Below are 22,948 nucleotides of genomic sequence, written 5' to 3' on the forward strand. Positions count from 1 at the left end.
GAAACCTATTCATTTTAATTTTTATACTATTCATATAATTGTTAATATGTATCTATTATAGGAGGGATTTAGATGTCAGTAGAAGAGCTGTTCTTATCAAATAGTTTAAAAGAATTTCAAGGCATTAAAAAACTAGGTGATCTTACAATGAAGCAATTGTCATATGAAGAATTAGTATGGCAGCCCACTAGTGAATCGAATAGTATTGCCATTATTGTTAAACATTTAAGTGGAAATATGATCTCAAGATGGACTGATTTTTTGACGTCAGATGGAGAGAAAACATGGCGTAACCGAGATTTGGAATTTGAGGGGACTTATTCTTCAAAGGAAGAAATACTCGCAGCGTGGGAAAAAGGATGGGATGTAGTATTTTCTGCAATTCAAAATTTAAAAGAAGATGACATTCTAAAAACAATCACCATAAGAGGAGAAGCTCATTTTGTACTACAAGCAATACATAGACAAATTAGTCATTATGGTTATCATATTGGTCAAATTGTTTATGTAGGAAAACAAGTTAAAAATGAACAGTTTACAAGTCTAAGTATCCCAAGAGGACAATCAGAACAATATTTAAATGAGAAACTTAAAAACGTAAAACATACATGATGACTATATGATAACCTAATAAAATATAAAAATGATCATTAGATCTACAACAAAAGTTGTAGATTTTTTTAATGAATATTACAACAAAACGAGTAATGTATTTCAAACTTAATGATGAAGAAAAAAAGATCGATGAAGAGTAAAGTAAGAATGAGGAAAGACAAAGATATCGGTTGTTTCATTAGAATCGAAAGAAACGAAATATTGAAGATTTACCTTTAAATCGGAACTTAGTTTAGCATTTCTTTTTTTAATAATGAAAATAGTTAGAAAATAATGTAAAATGTTACAAGTTAGGGGGGAATATATGAAGATTTTAATTGAAACACTTAATCACTTTAAACCGTATTGGAAAATTTTACTCCTTGCTTTTGGTAGTTCTTTAATTGCAGGAGCTTTTGCAGTTATTCCACCAATTTTAACGGGAAAAGTCGTGGATGAGTTATTAGGAGATGCTAATTCACAAGTTCTTTTCTACTTAATCTTTGGAATCATGTTGGCATTTTTATGTAAAGTTGTATTTGAATCCTTACAAGAATTTATACAAGTTAAGATTGGTCTAGATGTCATTAGTGATATGCAATTACGAGCATTTAAAAAGCTTCAAAAAGCACCAATGTCGTTTTTTTCAACATCACCTCGTGGAGATATGCTATTTAGATTAACGCATGATGTAGAATCAGTTCAAAATCTGAATAATACTGTTGTTCCGCGATTTATTCAACAAGTCATCGCAGCAATCGCAGCATTTGTTGCAGTTTTTCCTTTGTATTGGCCAGCTGCTGTCATCATGCTGATTGTTTTTGCAATTTATTTAGTACCTTCATTTATGATTGGAACAAAAGTACGTAAAATGGGTGCCATTTCACGAGATATGAGCGCTGATTTATATAATCATACACAAGAAAGTATTGAATCAGTTCGACTTGTTCGTACATTTCAAACACAGGAACAAGAAAATAAACGCTTAGAAGAAAAGCTTTCAATATGGAAGAGATTTGCAATCCGATTGGCTCTTTTTGGTAAATTTAATTGGAGATTAGGGAATGTTTTTAATAATGGTGCACCTGGGGTTATTATGTTGGTTGGAGGATATTCAGTATGGCAACATGAGATTTCGATAGGGACTTTAATAGCAGTATTAGGATTTATCCCAACAATGTTTATGCCGGTGCGCTCTCTTGCTGAAAATGCACTTACAATTCAACAAGCGATTCCTGCTCTTGAGCGTATTTATGAGTATTTTGATTTACCTTCAGAGCAAACTGAATCTTTCCCTATTTTTGACAATGTAAAAGGTGATATTGATGTTAACAATATTCGATTTACATATCCTAATGCTACTGAAGAAGTATTAAAAGGTGTATCTTTTTCAATAAAGTCAGGGCAGCATATTGGAATTGTCGGATCGAGTGGTGGAGGGAAGAGTACATTAATCCAATTATTATTAGGATTATATGAGCCTACATCTGGTTCAATATTTGTTGACCAAAAAGATTTATCAAAACATGATTTTCAATCATTGCGCCAAAATGTTGGAGTTGTTTCTCAAGAAACGTTCTTATTAAATAGCACGCTGAAACAAAATTTATTATATGCCAAACCAAATGCTACTGATGAAGAACTACTACTTGCCGTTGAAGCTGCTGATTTAGGTGATTTAATAGATTCATTGCCAGAAGGATTTGAGACAATCGTTGGAGAGCGAGGTTTAAAGCTTTCAGGAGGTCAAAGACAACGTGTAGCATTAGCACGTTCGATATTAAGACATCCACCAGTATTGATATTCGATGAAGCAACTTCATCTTTAGACGGAGAAACTGAAGAGAAGGTACAGTCTTCTCTTGAGAAATTAATTCCGGGAAGAACGACAATTACGATTGCTCATCGACTTGTTACTGTAAAGGATGCAGATTGTATCTTGCTATTAGACAAAGGTTTAATTGCTGAACAAGGTACGCATGAAGAATTACTATCATTAAAAGGGCAATATTATCAACTATATATGGCACAATACAGTGAGCTAGATAAGGAGAGTGCCGTATGAACCAAAATAAAATAAAAAAAATAGGTGATGGAAAAAGAGTTATTCAGTTTCTAGTACCTCATAAAAAATGGGTATTTGCTGATTCATTTGTTATTGCTTTAAGTCAAATTTGTGCAGCTTTAATCCCAACTTTAGGTATGGGGTGGTTAGTTGATCATATCATCCCAAATCATGAAAATACATTACTTTGGGGATTAATGTGGTTACTAGTTTTTGCAGCAATCCTTGATTTAATTTTAATGGTTATCGACGAGTATTTTTGTCATCATGTAGCAAAGTCAGTTACAAACTGGCAAAAATTACGCTTATTTAAGCATTTACAAATTTTACCGTATTCATATTTTCATCAATCAAAATCTGGGGAACTTCTAGCTAGAGTATCAGATGACCCAGATACGCTTCATAATTTCCTAGCATGGGAAGGATCTACTTTTATGGCATCCGTACAAGGGGTTGTCATTTATAGTGTTGTATTACTATGGATTCACCCGTACTTAATGGTTACGAGTGTAGTTTTAGGAATATTGTTTTATTGGACGTCAAATAAAGTTGGGGCTAGAACAAGGAATGCTTCTGCAAGAGCAAGAGAAGAAGCGTCACGTTATTTAGAAAGACTACGTGAATCTGTAACAGGTATCCAGTTATCTAGAATTCTAGGTGCAACAGATTATGAGATTCAAAGTGTAGCAGATATACGAAAATCATTTGTAAAAGAATCAATCATTGAGTTAAAAGCAAGAATGCAGTCCATTGTTGTCATCGGAAGCTACAATGGCTTCGCTTTGGCTTCGGTTTATTTTATTAGTGTTTTATTAATATCAAATGAACAAATAACAAGTGGACAAATGCTAACAGCGGGCGGTCTAGTTACAATTGCGGCAAATGAGATTCAAAGAATGCTAAGAAATTGGTTATCCGTTAGAAGAACTGGTCCAGCACTTGATCGTTCCGAAAAATTATTAGCAGAGCCAACATCTGCTTTTGAAGTACAAGAAGGAAAGAAACTAGATGTTGTTGATGGTTTAATTGAATTTAAAGATGTTAAATTCCGTTATCCAAATAAAGAAGACTTTGTATTAAATGGCTTAACATTCCAAGTAAAACCTGGAGAGGCAGTTGCCATCGTAGGACCTAGTGGTGCAGGGAAGTCAACAATTGTAGATTTATTACTAGGTTTTTATCCATTAAATAGTGGTACGATTGACATTGATGGATTACCGATCGATCAGTCGAATGCAAAATGGGTTAGAGACTCTATTTCATTCGTCTCACAGGATGTACAGTTACGAAATGGTAGCTTAGCAGATAATATAAAGATTGGAAATGAAAAGGCGACTGAGGAAGAGCTAGTTCAAGCTTTAAGAGATAGTGGTTTATCTGACTATTATGATTCATTACCAGATGGTTTACATTCTTCAATTGGAGAAAGGGGAGCACTTCTTTCAGGTGGCCAAAAACAACGATTGTCTTTAGCAAGAGCACTCGTCAAAAATTCACCAATCTTGATATTAGATGAAGCAAGCTCAGCGCTTGACCCTATTACAGAATTACAAATTAATGAAGCAATTCAAAAGAGAAAATCAAAACAATCGGTAATTGTCATTTCCCATCGTCTTTCAACTGTATTAACCGCAGATCGTATTGTCGTATTAGAAAACGGTATCGTTGTTGAAGAAGGTACGCATCATGCATTATTGGAAATGGACGGAGTGTATTCTAGATTATTTAAACGTGAGGCTGAAACTGGTGAAAATGTATTAAGTGTTTAAAAAACATGTTGGTAGTGGAAGGGGTACTCAAATGAACAGTAAGATTTCTATTCAACACTATGAATCAAAAGAAGAATTACTGAAAGGTTTTCAAGTTTTAAAACAGCTTCGTTTACATTTAACAGAAGAATCATTTTTTGAACTATATGAAGAAATGAAGAAGGAAGGCTACAAGTTATTTGGTTTAGAGGACCATGGTGAAACAGTAGCAGTAGCAGGAATTATTATTTTAACAAATTTTTATAATGGAAAGCATGTTTTTGTCTATGATTTAGTCTCAGATCAGCATCGTCGCTCAAATGGCTATGGCAAACAGCTACTAGATTATATTCATGAATTTGGGAAGGAAAATGGCTGCGAGCTTGTTTCACTTCAGTCAGGCCTACAAAGAATTGATGCACATCGTTTTTATGAAGAAAAAATGGAATATAGTAAATTATCATATGCTTTTAGTAAAGATATCAAATAAAAAAGTAAACCCTAGTCGGATGGTTAGGGTTTACTTTTTTTATAGGCTTGTCTCTAAAAGAATGTTATGATTGTAGTTTTTGTAATAATGAAAAGAAGACATTTATTTATGCTAAAATGAGGATAGTTATGAATTTTTATGTAATTTTAAATGGAGGGGAATACCTTGGACATAAAAGAATTTTGGCGTTTAATAGAAGAATCAAAGAAATTCGAGAATCAAGCAGAATGGTTAACAGAGGTATTATCTCACAGAGAATCAAATGAAATATTAGAGTTTGAATTCTATTTTGAAAGTTTCATGAATGAAAGTTACCAATCTCGCCTATGGGGTGCAGCTTATATTCTAATGGGTGGATGTTCTGATGATGCTTTTGATTATTTCAGGGGCTGGTTAATTAGTCAAGGTGAAGAAATATATCAAAAGGTTATAGCAAATCACGAGTATCTTGCAACATATATCCGGGAGGAAAATCTAGATGAAGAGGGTTATCCTCAAAATGAAGAGATCCTGTCAGTTGGATTAGATGCTTATACATTCAAAAAGACTGGAGATACAGAATGGAATGATGACATTCATGATGAAATGTTAGAAAAACTCGATAAGAAAGGACTAAAGCCTGCGGTCGATTTTGAATTTGATTGGGAAGAAGATACAGATGATTTAGAAAATATGTTTCCGAAATTATGGGCAAGATTTGGTGAAAATCCACTAGGATAATATAGATGGGTAAATAACGAACAAACGCCAATCTAATAGTAACGTGTAAAAACAGTTCAAATGCGTAATTTGAGCTGTTTTTTTAGATTTCTAAAAGAGAGTATGAATGTAACTATTTTTAATCATCTATAGTGGCCTACTAGAATTTTGGCGTATGTCACTTATTTTAAAGGACTAGTAAAAACAAGGAAGAATATTATTAAGTGTGGGAATTTTCACCAAAAAGGGTGAAGGGTAAGATGGAAATACTTAATCTATTTATTATCATTGTAATCATTGGATTTCTTTTATCAGGAATTACATTGGGTGTTTTTACAAGTGGTGAACAACAACGAGCTAACTTTTATACACAAACGAAAGAGGATCGGAGCTCAAACTTTAAATTTTCATTATGGACTGGAATGATAGGAATTATTTCATTTTTAATTGCAGGAATCATTTATTATATTCAGTAGTTCAAATAAAGAAGGGATAAATAAGATGGTCCAAAATAAGTTAAAAGTTTATAAATTCTTAATTAGTTCATCCATTTCAACTTTCGTATTTTTAGGAATCAATATTTTATTATATATATTTGATTATTTCGTTTTAGATAATCCTACTTCACGTAGTTTGATTGGCGTTGGTAATTTAGTTGGTATAAATGGTTTTGCTTATAGTTTTTTATTAGTCATCATGTTCAGCATCCCTTTCATTTATATTACTTCGCTCATTACTTATTTAATTTACTATATTTTTTCTTTTACATTTACAAATTGGAGCTATAAAATCCATATAATTCTTTTTTCAATCCTATTTGCGTTTGTTCTGACAAGTATATTTTACAATCAAGTAATAGTGAATCCTACGTTTTTTATACTTCTATTTAGTGGTTGGGCATTCTTACTCGGTGATTATGTTAAGCCTTTAATATTTGGTAAATTAATGATTGTAGCGCCAGCAATTTTGCTATTTATGAGTTCAATCATCATTCAATTTATTGACTAAATAAGAAAAGTAAAAAGGGGACTTCATGGAGTCCCCTTTTTTATGGATTCATGCTACACATGCTGTTTCAACAGTTCAAGTACACTAAATAGGTAATTATTTTCATGAATGACGAAGTGCTCTTTATAGACATTTTTACGTACTGTAATTTTTTCATCCTGTTCATTCACTTCGAAGCCTTCAACTTCTAGTGATTCACTTAATCCGTATGCAAAATCATAGTATTCTTTAAAGTTTGCTTTCACAATACCAGAAACTTCTTCTTTTTGCAGATTAAATTTTGTAAATGGTTCATTCCTTTTAAGTAAAAAAACATGACTAAGTTCATGATCATGGAAATTTTGCAGGTTAATAGAATTCTTAACGATTCCAAGCGGTAATACTTCTTCTATATTGACATCAATGCCTAGTTCTTCATGAACTTCTCTAATTCCATCAGATACTGTCTCATGTGCTAAAAGATGGCCAGCGGCAGTAATATCTAGTAAATTTGGAAAATCTTTTTTTGTTTTACTTCTTTTTTGAAAATAGATCATTGGAATGCCGTTCTCAATACTCATTAACCAACAATGAAATGTTTCATGCCAATAACCATTTTTATGTACTTCGTCTCGAGTTGCTTCACCAATATGGTTTCCGAATTCATCAAAAATTTTAAGAGACTCTACTTGCAATGTACTTACCACCTTAACTTTTTTAAAATTAGTTAACTATTACTATTATATAAATAATTGATACTGATTGTAATATGATATAAGGATTATTCATGTAATTTTATTTTTATAGAAATACCACCAGCGGATAGGGTGGTATAAATAAGATAAAAGAATGATATGGATTATTAAAAAAGATTATGCAGTATTAAAATGCTATGTCTAACTGTTAAAGTGAATGTAATATTTTTCTGAAAAATTTACTTTCATGCTTAATTAGGTTAATTTATTATTAGACAGTTTATAAAAGTATGTCTAAACGAAAACTTAATGGTATTATAGACTGCTTGATGATGACTACATTAAATAAAAATTATTAGGTGAACAAAATGAAAATTGCATTTTTTGACTCGGGAATGGGTGGGTTAACTGTTTTAAACGAAGCAATGAATCAGTTACCCAATGAAGAATTTTTATATTTTGCAGATACTCTTCATGTTCCTTATGGTACGAAATCAAAGGAAGAAGTTAGTTCATTTGTAAAACAATCAGTAGAAAGAATTGTAAAAGAAGATGTAAAAGCACTTGTCATCGCATGTAATACAGCAACTAGTATTGCAGTTTCAGATTTAAGAGCATATTATGACTTCCCAATTATCGGTATGGAACCGGCTGTAAAACCAGCTATCGAGATGAATCGTGCAACAGGTAAAAGAGTATTAGTTCTTGCAACACCACTTACATTAAAACAAACAAAGTATCATGAATTAGTTTCTAGAATTGATGATCAAAGTATTGTTGACTCATTACCATTACCAGAATTAGTACGTTACTGTGAAGAATTGAATTTTGAAGATGCTACAATGATTGATTACTTTAAGAGTAAGTTCGCAGCGTTTGATATTAATTTATACGGAACTGTTGTACTTGGATGTACACATTATCCATTTTATAAAGAGATATTAAAGAAAATTCTACCAGAAGATGTACAAATAGTTGATGGAAGTGCTGGTACAGTTAAAAGGCTAATTCAATTATTAAGCCCTTCAAATCAATTAAAAGATTCTGGTGAATCAACGATTAAGTTCATGTGCTCAGATGATAATCAAGATTATATCGAAAAAATGAAGTTTGCATTAAACTTACTTCAAACTAAAAGATAAGCTTATTAGCTTATCTTTTTTTGTAGTTTAGGCAATGTTATTTCGATATATATACAGTGATTAAAAAACAAAAAAAGAAGTAGTGATAATCATAAAAGGTTCTCTTTAGATGTAAAACTTATTTAAATCCACCATAAACACAATTAAACTATCTATCAAATAAGCACTTAAAAAGGGGCTGCCTCATAAGTCAATTTGAAATGAGGTGCGATATTTGTTTAATTTAAAAATAAATTTCATACAATTGTTTTTATAAAGATTGCGTTGATTTCCACTCCTGGCTGCTCGCTTTCCGTGGGAATAGCGAGAGCCTGAGCCTCCTCGGCACGCCTGCGGGGTCTCAACCTTCCCGCTATTCCCACAGGAGTCGAACAACGCTCCGTTCCAATTACATTCTTTTTCATCAGTGGACTCAGAAGAAAAAAAACAGCCATAAAAATCGATAATCTTCATTAGTTAAAGTCTTCTTTTATATCCTTTTGGGACTCCATTTATTAGATTTAATTTATTTAAGTCATTCTCGTCCACAACAAGTCCAACAAAAATCGTCTTGGAGATTAACTATAGAAATCGCATAGTAATAAACAACTACAATAAAGTTTATATATCAATAAAAAATGACAACTAATTATCGTTCTAATTAGTTGTCATAACTGGTGATATTTTATTGTTTTCTCCCTACGAAGGGAACAACTTATGATAATCACTACTTCTCTTTATATTTAATTAACTTACCAAACAAATAATCCTACAATCATGGCACTAAGCATTGAAACGCCAATGCCACTTACTAATAGCTTCCATACATTTTTACCAATACTTGATGATTTATCTTCACCTAATATTGAATTAAATGTTCCATAAATCATTCCGACAGTACTAAAGTTAGCAAAAGACGTTAAGAAAGTAGTAGCAACTGCTACCGTATGTGGAGCTAGTCCGTTGATATTATCTTTTAAATCCATCATTGCGACAAATTCATTTGTAGCTAGCTTGATACCCATTAATTGAGCAACGTACATAGCGTCATGACCAGTTAGTCCTAATAAGAAGGCGAATGGACTAAATATAATCGAAAAGATCTTTTGGATTGTTAATCCAGTAACAAAGAATCCTAAAAAGCCATTTAAAAGTGTAGTTAAGGCTACATATCCAATTACCATCGCTAATATGACGATGACCATATTCATTCCAACGATCATACTATTTGAGATTGTCGAGAAGAAATCTTTTTTCTCTTCTTTTGTAGGGACGTATACTACATCCTCTTCTTTGCTAACTTCTACTGGATTTAACATACTTGCGATTAATAATGCATTTAAACAATTTAAAGGGATCGCAGCAAATACATAAGTAGCAGGTACCATCGTTAAATAAGCACCGATAATTGAACCACTAATACTACTCATACTCATAATTCCAAATGTCAACAAACGATTTTCTTTTAAAACGATTAATTGTTGACGGATAACAGCTAAAGCCTCTGTATTTCCAAGAAACATCATTTGAATTGAAAAGAAGCTCTCTAGCTTTGGTAATCCAGATATTTTTGAAATAACCCAGCCAACTTTATCTATAATCCAAGTCAAAATGCCGAAATATGATAGAATGTCAAAGAAAGTAATAATAAAAATAATAGGTAATAATGCACTAAAGAAAAAGTCGACATGCTCATTAGCCATTACAGATGGGAAGGCGAATGAAATTCCATCATTTGCACATGCAATTAACCAAGTGAAAAATGATGCAATTTTATTAATTGTCCAAGTTCCGATTTTTGTTTCGAGCATGAACCAAGTAATAAGGAATTCCACTATTAATAAAATGAAAATTGACTTCCATTTCACGTTTCTCTTATTAGGAGAACATAAGAAAATAAGACCGATTACAACTAATACTCCTAGTAAATTTAATAAAAAGAACACGAAACCAACTCCTGATGATATATATTATCTCCAATATAAAAAAGCTCTTATTTTTTCACACATTCAGCCCCAAGACAGAAAGTATGTAAAATAAGAGCTTAGGAAGTTTGAATATGCAATATAATTGAAGCCTTACTGAAAAAAGTAAAGCAAGGATTCATATATTAGCATTATTTCAATAAGTGCTCATTTCTAGTCATACTTCCTTGTAGTCGGGCATTTTGGCTGCCAGGTAGAAACAATCAGACCTTCTTAACTGATATTATACAAGGATAACAAATAAAGAGATTTATATTTAGAATAAACATCATTCTATAATAATAAATGCAAGGAAACAATATGTTTTTAAATGTTTTAATTGTTATATTTATATAAATAATATGAATATTAAAAAATACAGATCCTACATTGTTGCTATTTTTAAAAAAGGAATTCGTTAATTTACGCTATAGGATGCTCGCTTTTCGTTGGGCGTGCTAACATTAAAAGCTTTTGATTAGTTGCAGTAGTCTCGCTTATTCTTTACATTAACTACTTAAAATACGTAATTTTGTTTATAAACCTGTTCAAAAAAATCTTTTAAAAGATTTATTCAAATATCGACTATAAACATTAACAGTGCTTATTTTTAAACGGAAATTCATAGAATAGTATTGAATCATTACGTTTGAATTATTGTCATTAAGTCTGGTATTAAGGGGGGGAATATGAAAGTTAAAGATGTATTAAGATACTTTGGGGTTAGTGTCATGTTTTTATTTGGGGCAATTTCGTTAATAAAATATGTTAAAGAAGACGAATTATTTATGAATTTATTGATTGGTTTTGCTTTAGGTGTCATTCTTTTCTTCGCTTCATTTCTAGTAAAAGAGGAAGTTGAGAAAAAAGGGAAATCATCGTAAATGAAAAGCCACCTCTAAAATAGAGGTGGCCATAGGAAGAATAGGATAAATGGTAACCAAATTATCAATGCTTAAGTGCACTAAGAGGTTTTTACGTTTGCGTATCGTTCGTCATCCGTTATCCGTAAATATTGTAACCTGTAACACTTTATCCGTTTGCGTAGCTCCCATGAGTGTCCAATTTTTAATTCTTCCTATCCTCACAAGAAAGTCTCATTCTTGTGAGGTATTTAAAAATAATCACTGCCATCAAATGGTATATTAATAGAGAAGTTTTTTGCATCGATTAAACCAGATAATCGCGTTGCTTTACGTTCTAATTTTAAAGCTTTTTGTCGATAGTCTTCCGGATTGAAATATAGTTTTTCAACTATAATACTATCAGTTCCATACATTGGTTGAATTCGTTCTTTTTTACTTGCAAACTCTTTAGCAGATTGGACTTCTGCACGAAGTTGTTTAGCAAATTCGATCGCCTCTGTAATGGATAGCTCCAAATTTTCAATCGTGATTGTATTTTCGATATTCGCTTTTTGCATTAAGTAATCTAATTTACGGAAATCAGCACGTACTTTTGCTAAATCGCTTTCGATTTGAGTCATATTTCGAGCTAAAGTAGGAAGGGGTTGGCCTTTTTCCACTTCAACGCTTGAATTTTCTTCAAGTTCTTCTATTAGTTCTCTAATCCTTTTTGAAAGAATATGTCTAATATTTAATGCTTCAGCTAATGTAATCTGGTTCATAAAACGCTCCTTCTCTAATGGAAATAAGAATTGAGTTTTTATTATAATATTTTAATGAAAGAATAAGAAGTAAAATGCTGTTATTATTTTTATTTAATTCTTTTAAACTATAAAGTTATTCCATAATCTTCTAATAGTTAGGAAGAATGTAATGTTAATTTTATGATTTACTGTTCTTTAACAAGAAGGGCTTCTTAGATTTGCGCTCCAGGATGCTCCCTTTCCGTGGGGCGTAGAGCTGAGCCTCCTAGGCATGCCTGCTGCGGGGTCTCAGCCTTCCCGCATCTCCCACAGGAGTCTTGCACATTCCTCTCCAATTACTATTACATTAGAAAATAATATGCATAAAAAATGGCAACTACTTAAAAATCATGTAGTTGCCATTTCGTATGTCGTTTTCATATATATACCTTTGAAAGAGAATCTGTTAACCCTAATGGAAGCAAACTTATTTCCGTAGTTTTAAAACTAACTCTTCGTCAGGAGTTACGTAGACTGTATTGTTTTGTTCGTAAATGACAAATCCTGGTTTTGAGCCATTTGGTTTCTTTACATGGCGAATTTCTGTGTAGTCGACTGGAACTGAACTGGATTGACGAGCTTTGCTAAAGTATGCAGCAATGATCGCTGCTTCTTTAATTGCAGTTTCACTTGGTTCTTTTGCACGAATGACTACGTGAGAACCTGGGATATCCTTAGTGTGGAACCAAAGTTCATCTCTACTAGCAAGTTTGTTTGTTAAATAATCATTTTGTTTATTGTTTTTACCGACTAATAAAAGTTCACCAGTTGTTGATACATATTCATCGAGTGTTACTTTTTGTTTGTTATTCTTTTGAGTTTTTTTGGATTTTTTCTTTCTAACATAACCTGTTTCAGCTAATTCTTCTCGAATTTCTTCTAAATCACGAGGTGAGGCCGATTCGATTTGCTGTAATACGGTTTCTAAATAAACATTTTCCTCAAGTGTAAGCTTTATTTGCTCATGTATATGAGCGACTGAATTTTTTAATTTCGTGTATTTCGTAAAGTATGATTGTGCATTTTCAGAAGGTGTTTTTAATGGAGATAATGGAATAGTGATCGTTCCACCATTTTCATCATAATAATTTACGACCTCAACTTCTGTCATACCTTTTTTTAGCGCAAACATATTAGCAGTGATTAACTCACCTTGTAATTGGATTGCATCTGCTTTTTCTGTATCTACTAAACTTCTTTCAAGCTTCTTAAGTTTTTTCTTGTTTTTAGATAATTCATTTTGTAATAGTTTTTCTAAATCGCCACTTTGCTGTTTGACTCTGTCACGTTCTGCTTTTCCAAAGTAAAATACGTCTAATAATTCACTTAAGGTAGGGAAGGTCGTTTGCTCACCATTCAAATGAGTCATTTCAATAAAGTAAAATTGTTCTTTTGACTGAAAACGGTATAAAGAAGGAGTATATCTCCTTTTTTGAATATCATCTATTAAAGAAACGAATGATTCAAATAAACTATCTTTATTTCGATACACAACCTCATTCGCAAATAATGGAGAGATACCAGCAAACTCTTGCACAAGTACTTGCGCTTCTGGTTGTTCTTCATTAGAAATAATGTTTTGAAATTCTGCTTCAGTCATTTGAGCAAAGGGATCTTGTTTTTCTTGTTTAGGTGGTAAAACGTAACTAGAGCCAGGTTGAATGATACGATGTCGGTTAACGGCCATCGGTACATGCTTAATACTGTCTAAAATAATCTGTCTTTCATCATCAAGAAGAATAATATTACTATGTCTTCCCATTAATTCAATGATGAGTGTTCGGATTTGTTCGTCACCAATTTCATTTCTGCTTCTTACTCTAATCCTCACAATTCGTTCGCGTTCATTTTGCGAGATACTTTCGATGATTCCTCCATTTAAATGTTTTCGTAATACCATCGTAAACATTGGTGGTTCTGAAGGTGTATCATAGTTTTGATCTGTAATATGAAATCGTGCATAACTTGGGTGTGCACTTAATAAAAGTTTATAATTTGCACCATTTGCACGAATTGTTAGTAGAACTTCATACATACTTGGTTGTACGATTTTTGAAATTCTTCCAGTTGTTAATTTTGTGGCTACCTCACTTGTCATAGCCCCTGTAAAAAGTCCATCAAAAGACATAACATCACTTCCAATCTATCAAACACTACTAAACTTCATGTCATCTTATCAATTCAAAAAAAATTTCCGAGCTAATTTGTTAAGGAATCAATTTTACATTATTTTACCTAGGATTGTCACACTATTCCATTTGTACGAGCTACATTTATTTTTCATCATTATATCATTTATTTGGACGAGTCTGAATATGCTTTTATGAGAGGTAAGGGGGACAACTTACCTAATGTAAAAATTAGGGGTGACAATTACATGAATTTTTATCGGATGAGAGCGGAAGAAGTTCTAAACGTAACAAATACGAACGTTTCCTCTGGTTTAACTGATGAGGAGGCAAGAAAAAGACGAGAAACTTTTGGAGCAAATGAATTAAGAGAATCGGAGAAAACTTCCAAACTCGTTTTATTTTTAAATCAGTTCAATGATTTTATGGTATTCGTATTATTAGGTGCAACAATTATCTCAATTTTTTTACATGAAGTAGTTGATGCTGTTGCTATTATGGCAATTGTGTTGATTAATGGGGTCTTAGGTTATTTTCAAGAAGCAAAAGCAGAAAAATCTTTAGAAGCATTAAAAGAATTAGCAGCTCCACAAGTTCAAGTATTAAGAAATGGCCTATATAAAAAACTCCCTTCGAAAGACTTAGTTGTCGGGGATATTATAAAGTTTTCTAGCGGTGATCGGATCGGTGCAGATATTCGTATTATCGAGGCATCTAGTTTATACATAGAAGAATCAGCACTAACAGGAGAATCTTTGCCAGTCCAAAAACGTTTTGAATCAATTCAAGCTGAGGGTATTGGAATTGGTGATCAGGATAACATGGGCTTTATGGGAACACTCGTAACTCGAGGAAATGGAAAAGGTGTAGTTGTATCAACAGGTATGAAAACAGCTATGGGTCAAATTGCTGATTTGCTGCAAAATACAGATGCAACTGTAACACCATTACAAAGAAGACTTGAACAACTTGGGAAAATTTTAATAGTCGTTGCATTATTTTTAACTGCATTAGTTGTGTTTATTGGGGTGTATCAAGGTAACGAGTTGTATCATATGTTTTTAGCGGGTGTGTCATTAGCCGTAGCTGCAATACCAGAAGGACTTCCTGCTATTGTAACAGTGGCTCTGTCACTAGGTGTGCAGAGAATGATCAAAAAGAAAGCCATCGTAAGAAAGCTTCAGGCAGTTGAAACATTAGGATGTGCTTCTGTCATTTGTTCTGATAAAACAGGTACAATGACTGAAAATAAAATGACTGTAACAAATATTTGGTCTGGGGGATCTAGCTTCGAAGTTTCAGGAAATGGTTATGTAGTAGATGGGAAATTTACAAATAAAGAACGAACTGTTAATCCAACTTTAAATAAACAATTATTTCAAACATTAGTTTTTGGTTCGATTTGCAGTGATGCTCAATTGATTCAAAAGAAAAAAGAAATTGTTTTAGATGGTGATCCTACAGAAGGTGCAATTGTTGTAGCAGGATATAAAGCAGGAATTGACCGTGATTATGTAAATAGTCATTTTACTAGAATTCATGAAATCCCATTTGATAGTACGCGCAAAATGATGACTGTCGTTGTTAAAAATCGTGAAGGTGACCATTTTGTCATTACAAAAGGTGCACCAGATGTATTACTTTCTAAATGTGATTCTATTTTATGGCATGAACGTGAAGAGAAATTAAATACATTTAGACAAAACGCTGTTGAAGATACAATCGCTTCTTATGCTAATAATGCGCTTCGAACAATTGCTATTGCTTTTAAACCAATTCATGCGAATTCAGTTTTGAATGATAGAGATCTTGAAAGTAATTTAACTTTTATCGGATTACAAGGTATGATCGATCCACCAAGAGCGGAAGTTGCACAAGCAGTACAAGAGTGTAAAGAAGCTGGAATTCGTACGATTATGATCACTGGGGATCATAAACTTACTGCGGCTAGTATAGCAAGAAAGCTAGGGATTTTAAGAGAATCAGGAAATGTAGTAGAAGGAAAAGAATTAGATTCTCTTACTGTTGAACAAATTCAAGAATTTGTAGAAGACACTGCTGTATTTGCGCGAGTGACGCCAGAACATAAATTGAAAATTGTTAAAGCCCTTCAAGCAAATGGTCATGTAGTAGCGATGACAGGCGATGGTGTAAATGATGCACCTGCAATAAAAGCTGCAGATATTGGAATCTCAATGGGGATTACTGGTACAGATGTAGCCAAAGAGGCTTCCGCTTTAATTTTACTAGATGATAATTTCGCAACAATCAAATCAGCAATTAAAGAAGGTCGTAATATTTACAGTAATATTCGTAAATTTATTCGGTATTTACTCGCATCGAATGTCGGAGAAATATTAGTTATGTTGTTTGCAATGTTACTAGCTCTTCCACTACCATTAGTGCCAGTTCAAATTTTGTGGGTAAACTTAGTAACTGATGGATTACCAGCAATGGCACTAGGAGTAGATTCAGCAGAAGATGATGTAATGAAAAGAAGTCCGAGATCTTTATCAGAGGGTATTTTTGCAAGAGGTTTAGGTTGGAAGATTATTTCAAGAGGCTTCTTAATTGGTTTTGTGACATTGATCGCGTTTATCATTTCATATAATCAGCATCCAGAACAATTAGCGTATGCTCAAACTGTTGCGTTTTCAACATTAGTATTAGCACAATTAATTCATGTGTTTGATTGCAGAAGTGAGCGTTCTATTTTCCATCGAAACATATTTGGAAATATGTATTTGATCGGTGCTGTTATTGTTTCTGTATTATTGATGCTTGTTGTTATCTACTATCCGCCTCTACAACCGATTTTTAAAACATTACCAATCCAATTAAGGGACTGGATTTTAATCGGTGGACTTTCAGCACTTCCAACATTTATGCTAGCAGGTGCATTATTTAAAAAGAAAAAATAATTTTTGAACAAAATGGATTACAAATTTAAAATATGTTATAATCTCTTAAGGTAGTAGAGGTATGCTCTATTACCTTTTCTCTTTTACATAATTGAAAGTTAATACATACTAAAAAATAAGAGAAATTTTCTGTATTGGAAGTGGAACAATGGTTGTAAGTATGACAGGGTATGGAAAAGCCATTTTGTCAAATGAACAGTACAAAATACATATTGAAATGAAAGCAGTAAATCATCGATACTTAGAGTCGATCGTACGTATGCCAAGACAATTATTAGCATATGAGGATTCAATTAAAAAAATCGTATCTGAGTATACTAGTCGAGGTCGAGTTGAAGTTTTTGTTACAATTGAAGGTTTGTTACAACGTACATTACAAATAGATGAAGGCTTAATTAAACAATATAAAGAAGCGATTGAAAATTTAGCAGTTGGAGAGTCAATTTATAATCCAATTGATTTATTAAAGCTTCCAGAAGTTACGACTGTAAGCGAAGTCGAACAGATTAATGATAATTTTGAACAATTATTAGTAACGACAACAAAAAATGCATGTGAGCAATTTTTTAAATCAAAATGTAAAGAAGGTAATCAATTAAAGAAAGACTTACTTGAAAGACTATCCGCGATTGAAGAGTGTAAAAAACAGATTACCGAACAAGCACCACTTGTTATTAAATCTCATCGTGAAAAATTACTTGCAAAATTAGCAGATGTTGAATTAGCAAACGTAGATGAGCAAAGATTATTAACAGAGGTTATGGTTTTTGCTGATCGATGTGATATTTCTGAAGAATTAGTTCGACTAGCAAGTCATTTAGAACTTTTTAGCGAAACATTGGAATTGAAAGAATCTATTGGAAGAAAATTAGATTTCATCGTTCAAGAAATGAATCGAGAAGTAAATACAATTGGTTCTAAAGCTAATTCATTAGAAATTTCAAAGCAGGTTGTTGAAATTAAAAATAATCTTGAAAAAATTAGAGAACAAGTCCAAAATATCGAATAAATGAAGTGAAAGATTTGTTTATAGAGTCTAATGTCCGGTAACAATGGGAATTAGAAGACTAGTTAATTGTATGGATTGACTCAAGCTCTGGGATGATATAATGGATTAACCTTTAATAATTTACTGTTTATAGATTAGAAGGGTAGGGTCATGAATGAGACATGAAAGAGGCTTATTAATCGTACTATCAGGACCATCTGGTGTAGGTAAAGGTACAGTACGAAAAGCTATTTTTGAAAACAAAGATTTAGACTTACAATATAGTATTTCAATGACAACAAGACAACCTCGTGAAGGGGAAGTACATGGTGTAGACTATTTCTTTACAACAAAAGAAGATTTCCAACAACGTATTGGAGAGAATAAATTTCTAGAATGGGCGGAATTTGTAGGTAATTTCTACGGAACGCCGATTGAATACGTTGAAAAAACTTTAAGTGAAGGAAAAGACATTTTCCTAGAAATTGAAGTTCAAGGAGCTCTTCAAGTAAAGAAAGCATTCCCAGAAGGGATCTTTATCTTTTTAGCACCTCCAAGTATGAGCGAGCTTCAAAATCGTATCGTAACTAGAGGTACAGAAACAGAAGACATCATTTTAAATCGTATGAATGCAGCTAAAGAAGAAATCGAAATGATGGATGCATATGATTATGTAGTAGAAAATGACCAAGTTGAATTAGCTTGTGAGCGAATTAAAGCGATCATGATTAGTGAACATTTAAAACGCGAACGAGTTGCAAATTATTATAAAAGAATGATGGAGGCAGAATAAACTATGTTATATCCTTCGATTGACCGTTTATTAACTAAATTAGATTCAAAATACACACTTGTAACAGTTGCATCAAAACGTGCTCGTGAAATGCAAGTGAATAAAGATGCTCGAGTTGAAAAGCCTGTATCTGATAAATGTGTTGGAAAAGCACTAGAAGAAATCAATGCTGGACTTTTATCTTACAGAAAACATGAAGAAATAAACGACTAAAACTTACACGTGTGACGAGGCTGTCCCAAACATTGCTATTATTTCTATATGACTGAAAGGACAACATGGTGTTAGACACTATTTCCTTCATTCATAGTGATCTAGCAGTGGTATCGGGACAGTCTTATTTTTTGTGAGCCTTAATCAATTAAATTCAAACACATTTGTGGTATCTTAGAAATAAACAATCAAAAGACCTATTTTTTGACAAATATGAAAGATAGACTAAGATTTGAAAGGGTGAAGGTGAGTTGGAACAAAAAAATATACTCCTTTGTGTTACTGGTGGTATTGCAGTATATAAAGCTGCGGCTCTTACTAGTAAACTCGTGCAAGCAGGATATAACGTAAAAGTGATGATGAGTCCTTCTGCTACAAAATTTGTGACACCATTAACGTTTCAAGCATTGTCAAGAAACGATGTATATACAGATACATTTGATGAAAAAGATAGTTCAAAAATTGCCCATATAGATTTAGGGGATTGGCCAGATTTAATCATTGTAGCCCCTGCGACAGCGAACGCAATTGGTAAGCTTGCAAATGGCTTAGGAGATGAGATGATCCAAGCGACATTACTTGCTGCTACAAAACCAATATGGATTGCTCCGGCCATGAATGTAAATATGTATCATCATCCAATTGTTCAAAAAAATATGAACACTTTAAAAGAAATTGGATGTAAATTGATTGAACCAAATGAAGGATATTTAGCATGTGGTTATGTTGGAAAAGGTAGATTAGCAGAACCAGAAGACATTACACAAGCTGTAAATGACTATTTTCAAAACGAAATTGGCATTTTAAAAGGCAAGAAAATCGTAATTTCTGCTGGACCTACTCTTGAAACAATCGATCCAGTCCGTTACTTATCAAATCGTTCTACTGGAAAAATGGGTTATAGCTTAGCAGAAGTAGCCGTTTCTCTAGGAGCAGAAGTAGTTTTAGTCTCAGGACCTACAAATCTAACACCACCAGAAGGGTGTAAGGTCATTAAGACTGAGTCAGCTGCGCAAATGTATGATGCAATATTAACGGAATTTGGAGATGCGGATGTTGTGATAAAAACAGCTGCGGTTGCCGATTACACTCCTGCTGTTACTTATGATCAAAAAATGAAAAAAAGTGAGGGAGACCTTTCTATTTCCCTAAAACGAACAAAAGATATTCTACTTTCATTAGGTCAACAAAAAACACATCAAATTTTAGTTGGGTTTGCAGCTGAAACAGAACAAGTTGAAGATTATGCAAAAGGGAAACTATTAAAGAAAAATGCAGATATGATTGTTGCAAATGATGTTACGAAAGTTGGAGCAGGTTTTGGTACGGAAACGAATATTGTCACGATCTATCACCGAAATGGTGAAGTGAAACCATTACCAATCATGACAAAAAAAGAAGTAGCGAAAGAAATACTACTTGAAGTACATCGCTTATTAAATGAGGAAGTAAGATGACATATGCATCAGTTTTAGTTGATGTGTCAGTAAGGCAAACTGACCGTCCATTTGATTATCTAATTCCTGATAGATGGCATGATGCAATACAACCTGGAATGAGAGTAATCGTACCTTTTGGTCCTAGAAAAGTGCAAGGTTTTGTTTTAGCAATAAAAGAAACGACAACATTGGATAAGGTGAAGGAAATCGAAGAGGTTTTAGATGTAATGCCTGTCTTAACTGAAGAACTTTTATTACTAGGTTCACATATTGCACAAAAAACACTTTGTTTTTTAATTTCGGCGTATCAAGCTATGCTTCCAACTGCGATTAAGGCTGTTTATAAAAAGCATGTTCAAATTACTTCAGATGAAGTTTATGAGTCTCTACCAACAGAATTAGCACAATTATTTTCTATAGTAAAAAGAAGAGAATGGACTGAGGTTGAATCTCTTGTTAGTAAAATATCAATTGTTCAACGAGCTATTAAAGAAGGTTTACTTGAAATAGAATATGAAGTAAAAAACAAAGCAAATAAAAAAACAGAGCGTGTTGCTTCACTTTTAAAAGTATTAGATGAAGATTTGAAAAATATTTCATCTCCACAGCAAAAAGACATTATTGAATACTTAAGAATGAATGGCCAAACAAGTGTAAAAGAATTAAAGGAATTTCTTCAAATAACCGATTCGCCGATCAAGACTTTACAAAAGAACGAAATCATCTCGATTGAAACAATTGAAGTTTACCGAGATCCTTATGTTGGAAGAGACATTGAAAAATCAAAGCCACTACCTCTAGTAGACGAACAAAGAGTAGCTTACGAACATATTGTTTCTTCATTTAAGGAAAGGGAACATAAAATCCACTTATTACATGGAGTAACTGGTAGTGGGAAGACAGAGGTATACTTACAAACAATTCAAGAAGTTCTTCTAAAAGGAATGGAAGCTATTGTATTGGTGCCAGAAATTTCACTTACCCCACAAATAGTAAGTCGATTCAAAAGTAGATTCGGAAATGACGTTGCTGTTTTGCATAGTGGACTTTCGATCGGTGAGAAGTATGATGAGTGGAGAAAAATTCAACGAAAAGAAGTAAAGGTAGTCGTTGGAGCACGTTCTGCGATTTTTGCGCCATTTGAAAATTTAGGTATTATTATTATAGACGAAGAACATGAAACAACATATAAACAAGACGAGCATCCAAGATACCATGCAAGAGATATTGCAGTTTGGAGAGGGGAATATCACAATTGTCCTATTGTATTAGGTAGTGCTACGCCTACTCTTGAAACGTTTGCTCGTGCTCAAAAAGGTGTTTATGAACTTGAAACAATGTCAATGCGGGTAAACCAAGGTCCATTACCAGAAGTTGAAGTTGTCGATATGAGAGAACAATTACGGAATGGAAATCGAACAATGTTCTCAACTTTGTTACATGAAAAAATCATCGATCGTTTAGAGAAAAAAGAACAGATCATTTTGTTCTTAAATCGTAGAGGTTACTCTTCATTTGTAATGTGTAGAGATTGTGGCTATACGATTCAGTGTCCACATTGTGAAGTTTCACTAACTTATCATAAACATAACCATTCATTAAAGTGCCATTATTGTGGTTATGAAACTTATATGCCAAAACAATGCCCTTCTTGCCAGAGTGATCATATTCGATTTTTTGGTACGGGTACGCAAAAGGTTGAAGAAGCAATCACACAAAGCTTTCCTGAAGCAAGAGTCATTCGAATGGATAATGATACAACTAGCCGTAAAGGTGCCCATGAAAAAATGCTAAAACAATTTGGGAATGGTGAGGCCGATATTTTACTCGGAACACAAATGATTGCAAAAGGTTTAGATTTCCCAAATGTAACTTTAGTTGGTGTACTGGCTGCTGATAGTTCATTACATTTACCAGATTTCAGAGCAAGTGAACGAACTTTTAGTTTATTAACGCAAGTCAGTGGACGAGCTGGACGCCATGAAAAACCGGGTGAAGTTGTTATACAAACATATTCTCCAGAGCATTATAGTATTGAATTAGCAAAAACACAGGATTTCATTGCATTTTACGAAGAAGAAATGAAACTCAGGAGATCGTTCCATTATCCACCTTTTTATTACTTAGTATTAATCTCCATATCACATACGGACTTAATCAAAGTAGTAAAAGTAAGCGAACAAATTACAGGCTACTTAAGAGAAAACCTATCAAATCGTTCAATCGTCTTAGGACCTGTTGCATCTCCAATCGCAAAAATTAAAGATCAATTCAGATATCAATGCGTCATAAAATACAAATCAGAACCAGCACTATACGACGTACTAAACCGAATCCAACAATTCTACCAAGAAGAAACAGACAAAGGAAAACTACAAATAACAATAGACTTCCAACCGACTATGTTTATGTAACGAAATGTGGAGGCGACTGGTTAGCTCTGACAAGCATAAG

General features: G+C 33.1%; 19 protein-coding genes and 1 riboswitch. Of the genes, 15 read left to right on the forward strand and 4 right to left on the reverse strand.

Annotated elements, in window-relative coordinates; genetic code table 11:
- The first annotated feature begins 72 nt into the window (after positions 1 to 72).
- From ABID96_RS06845 to ABID96_RS06875, 7 genes are all read left to right on the forward strand, one after another.
- Positions 73 to 612, forward strand: coding sequence for a DUF1572 family protein (locus tag ABID96_RS06845; protein ID WP_192601378.1), 540 nt, complete (start codon positions 73 to 75; stop codon positions 610 to 612).
- A gap of 307 nt (positions 613 to 919) precedes the next feature.
- Positions 920 to 2,659 carry an ABC transporter ATP-binding protein gene (locus tag ABID96_RS06850; RefSeq protein WP_192601379.1) on the forward strand — a complete coding sequence of 580 codons (1,740 nt, stop codon included), beginning with the start codon at positions 920 to 922 and terminating at the stop codon, positions 2,657 to 2,659.
- Positions 2,656 to 4,428 carry an ABC transporter ATP-binding protein gene (locus tag ABID96_RS06855; RefSeq protein WP_192601380.1) on the forward strand — a complete coding sequence of 591 codons (1,773 nt, stop codon included), beginning with the start codon at positions 2,656 to 2,658 and terminating at the stop codon, positions 4,426 to 4,428. The genes ABID96_RS06850 and ABID96_RS06855 overlap by 4 nt, the downstream gene beginning before the upstream one ends.
- Positions 4,429 to 4,459: 31 nt before the next feature.
- Positions 4,460 to 4,897: a GNAT family N-acetyltransferase gene (locus ABID96_RS06860; protein WP_192601381.1), complete on the forward strand. Its 438-nt coding sequence runs from the start codon at positions 4,460 to 4,462 to the stop codon at positions 4,895 to 4,897.
- 165 nt (positions 4,898 to 5,062) lie between these two features.
- Positions 5,063 to 5,617 (forward strand): DUF4240 domain-containing protein, encoded by a 555-nt coding sequence (locus tag ABID96_RS06865; protein ID WP_192601382.1) that lies wholly within the window; start codon positions 5,063 to 5,065, stop codon positions 5,615 to 5,617.
- A 239-nt stretch (positions 5,618 to 5,856) separates the two neighbouring features.
- Positions 5,857 to 6,072 (forward strand): DUF5316 family protein, encoded by a 216-nt coding sequence (locus ABID96_RS06870; protein ID WP_192601383.1) that lies wholly within the window; start codon positions 5,857 to 5,859, stop codon positions 6,070 to 6,072.
- 25 nt (positions 6,073 to 6,097) lie between these two features.
- Positions 6,098 to 6,604, forward strand: a complete 507-nt coding sequence (locus tag ABID96_RS06875) for a hypothetical protein (protein WP_192601384.1) — start codon at positions 6,098 to 6,100, stop codon at positions 6,602 to 6,604.
- Positions 6,605 to 6,657: 53 nt separating this feature from the next.
- Here the strand turns inward: ABID96_RS06875 and ABID96_RS06880 are convergent, their stop codons facing one another.
- Entirely contained in the window at positions 6,658 to 7,278 is a 621-nt protein-coding gene (locus tag ABID96_RS06880; RefSeq protein ID WP_192601385.1) for an NUDIX hydrolase, read from the reverse strand.
- Between the two features lie 368 nt (positions 7,279 to 7,646).
- Here ABID96_RS06880 and murI point away from each other — a divergent pair, with 368 nt between their 5' ends.
- Positions 7,647 to 8,420, forward strand: coding sequence for a glutamate racemase (gene murI / locus ABID96_RS06885; protein ID WP_192601386.1), 774 nt, complete (start codon positions 7,647 to 7,649; stop codon positions 8,418 to 8,420).
- A 731-nt stretch (positions 8,421 to 9,151) separates the two neighbouring features.
- Here murI and ABID96_RS06890 read toward each other — a convergent pair.
- Entirely contained in the window at positions 9,152 to 10,345 is a 1,194-nt protein-coding gene (locus ABID96_RS06890) for a nucleoside transporter C-terminal domain-containing protein (protein WP_088000324.1), read from the reverse strand.
- A 189-nt stretch (positions 10,346 to 10,534) separates the two neighbouring features.
- Positions 10,535 to 10,635, reverse strand: a riboswitch (purine riboswitch).
- 417 nt (positions 10,636 to 11,052) lie between these two features.
- On the opposite strand from ABID96_RS06890, the gene ABID96_RS06895 reads away from it, so the two are divergent.
- Positions 11,053 to 11,247 carry a hypothetical protein gene (locus tag ABID96_RS06895; RefSeq protein ID WP_192601387.1) on the forward strand — a complete coding sequence of 65 codons (195 nt, stop codon included), beginning with the start codon at positions 11,053 to 11,055 and terminating at the stop codon, positions 11,245 to 11,247.
- Between the two features lie 230 nt (positions 11,248 to 11,477).
- Here the strand turns inward: ABID96_RS06895 and ABID96_RS06900 are convergent, their stop codons facing one another.
- Both ABID96_RS06900 and ABID96_RS06905 read right to left on the reverse strand, forming a co-directional pair.
- Entirely contained in the window at positions 11,478 to 11,990 is a 513-nt protein-coding gene (locus ABID96_RS06900) for a hypothetical protein (protein WP_192601388.1), read from the reverse strand.
- 448 nt (positions 11,991 to 12,438) lie between these two features.
- Positions 12,439 to 14,139 (reverse strand): Rqc2 family fibronectin-binding protein, encoded by a 1,701-nt coding sequence (locus ABID96_RS06905; protein ID WP_192601389.1) that lies wholly within the window; start codon positions 14,137 to 14,139, stop codon positions 12,439 to 12,441.
- A 249-nt stretch (positions 14,140 to 14,388) separates the two neighbouring features.
- On the opposite strand from ABID96_RS06905, the gene ABID96_RS06910 reads away from it, so the two are divergent.
- The 6 genes from ABID96_RS06910 to priA all read left to right on the forward strand — a co-directional run bounded on the left by ABID96_RS06910 (position 14,389) and on the right by priA (position 22,908).
- Complete coding sequence (locus ABID96_RS06910; protein WP_192601390.1) at positions 14,389 to 17,061, forward strand: calcium-translocating P-type ATPase, SERCA-type; 2,673 nt, start codon at positions 14,389 to 14,391, stop codon at positions 17,059 to 17,061.
- Positions 17,062 to 17,209: 148 nt separating this feature from the next.
- Complete coding sequence (locus ABID96_RS06915; protein ID WP_192601391.1) at positions 17,210 to 18,070, forward strand: YicC/YloC family endoribonuclease; 861 nt, start codon at positions 17,210 to 17,212, stop codon at positions 18,068 to 18,070.
- Positions 18,071 to 18,224: 154 nt separating this feature from the next.
- Positions 18,225 to 18,842, forward strand: a complete 618-nt coding sequence (gene gmk / locus ABID96_RS06920) for a guanylate kinase (RefSeq protein WP_088000336.1) — start codon at positions 18,225 to 18,227, stop codon at positions 18,840 to 18,842.
- Between the two features lie 3 nt (positions 18,843 to 18,845).
- A complete protein-coding gene (gene rpoZ, locus ABID96_RS06925; RefSeq protein WP_192601392.1) occupies positions 18,846 to 19,055 on the forward strand; it encodes a DNA-directed RNA polymerase subunit omega in 210 nt (69 codons plus the stop codon).
- Positions 19,056 to 19,306: 251 nt separating this feature from the next.
- Positions 19,307 to 20,512, forward strand: coding sequence for a bifunctional phosphopantothenoylcysteine decarboxylase/phosphopantothenate--cysteine ligase CoaBC (gene coaBC, locus ABID96_RS06930; RefSeq protein ID WP_192601393.1), 1,206 nt, complete (start codon positions 19,307 to 19,309; stop codon positions 20,510 to 20,512).
- Entirely contained in the window at positions 20,509 to 22,908 is a 2,400-nt protein-coding gene (priA, locus tag ABID96_RS06935) for a primosomal protein N' (RefSeq protein ID WP_192601394.1), read from the forward strand. The genes coaBC and priA overlap by 4 nt, the downstream gene beginning before the upstream one ends.
- Positions 22,909 to 22,948: the final 40 nt, after the last annotated feature.

Origin of the sequence: Gottfriedia sp. OAE603, assembly GCF_040543965.1 — a bacterium.
GTDB lineage: Bacteria > Bacillota > Bacilli > Bacillales > Bacillaceae_G > Gottfriedia > Gottfriedia solisilvae.

Coding starts and splice junctions, on each gene's coding strand:
- ABID96_RS06870 (WP_192601383.1), top strand. CDS start 5,857: ATGGAAATACTTAATCTATTTATTATCATTGTAATCATTGGATTTCTT.
- gmk (WP_088000336.1), top strand. CDS start 18,225: ATGAGACATGAAAGAGGCTTATTAATCGTACTATCAGGACCATCTGGT.
- ABID96_RS06910 (WP_192601390.1), top strand. CDS start 14,389: ATGAATTTTTATCGGATGAGAGCGGAAGAAGTTCTAAACGTAACAAAT.
- ABID96_RS06905 (WP_192601389.1), bottom strand. CDS start 14,139: ATGTCTTTTGATGGACTTTTTACAGGGGCTATGACAAGTGAGGTAGCC.
- ABID96_RS06895 (WP_192601387.1), top strand. CDS start 11,053: ATGAAAGTTAAAGATGTATTAAGATACTTTGGGGTTAGTGTCATGTTT.
- ABID96_RS06845 (WP_192601378.1), top strand. CDS start 73: ATGTCAGTAGAAGAGCTGTTCTTATCAAATAGTTTAAAAGAATTTCAA.
- ABID96_RS06915 (WP_192601391.1), top strand. CDS start 17,210: ATGGTTGTAAGTATGACAGGGTATGGAAAAGCCATTTTGTCAAATGAA.
- priA (WP_192601394.1), top strand. CDS start 20,509: ATGACATATGCATCAGTTTTAGTTGATGTGTCAGTAAGGCAAACTGAC.
- ABID96_RS06855 (WP_192601380.1), top strand. CDS start 2,656: ATGAACCAAAATAAAATAAAAAAAATAGGTGATGGAAAAAGAGTTATT.
- murI (WP_192601386.1), top strand. CDS start 7,647: ATGAAAATTGCATTTTTTGACTCGGGAATGGGTGGGTTAACTGTTTTA.
- ABID96_RS06850 (WP_192601379.1), top strand. CDS start 920: ATGAAGATTTTAATTGAAACACTTAATCACTTTAAACCGTATTGGAAA.
- ABID96_RS06900 (WP_192601388.1), bottom strand. CDS start 11,990: ATGAACCAGATTACATTAGCTGAAGCATTAAATATTAGACATATTCTT.
- ABID96_RS06860 (WP_192601381.1), top strand. CDS start 4,460: ATGAACAGTAAGATTTCTATTCAACACTATGAATCAAAAGAAGAATTA.
- ABID96_RS06875 (WP_192601384.1), top strand. CDS start 6,098: ATGGTCCAAAATAAGTTAAAAGTTTATAAATTCTTAATTAGTTCATCC.
- rpoZ (WP_192601392.1), top strand. CDS start 18,846: ATGTTATATCCTTCGATTGACCGTTTATTAACTAAATTAGATTCAAAA.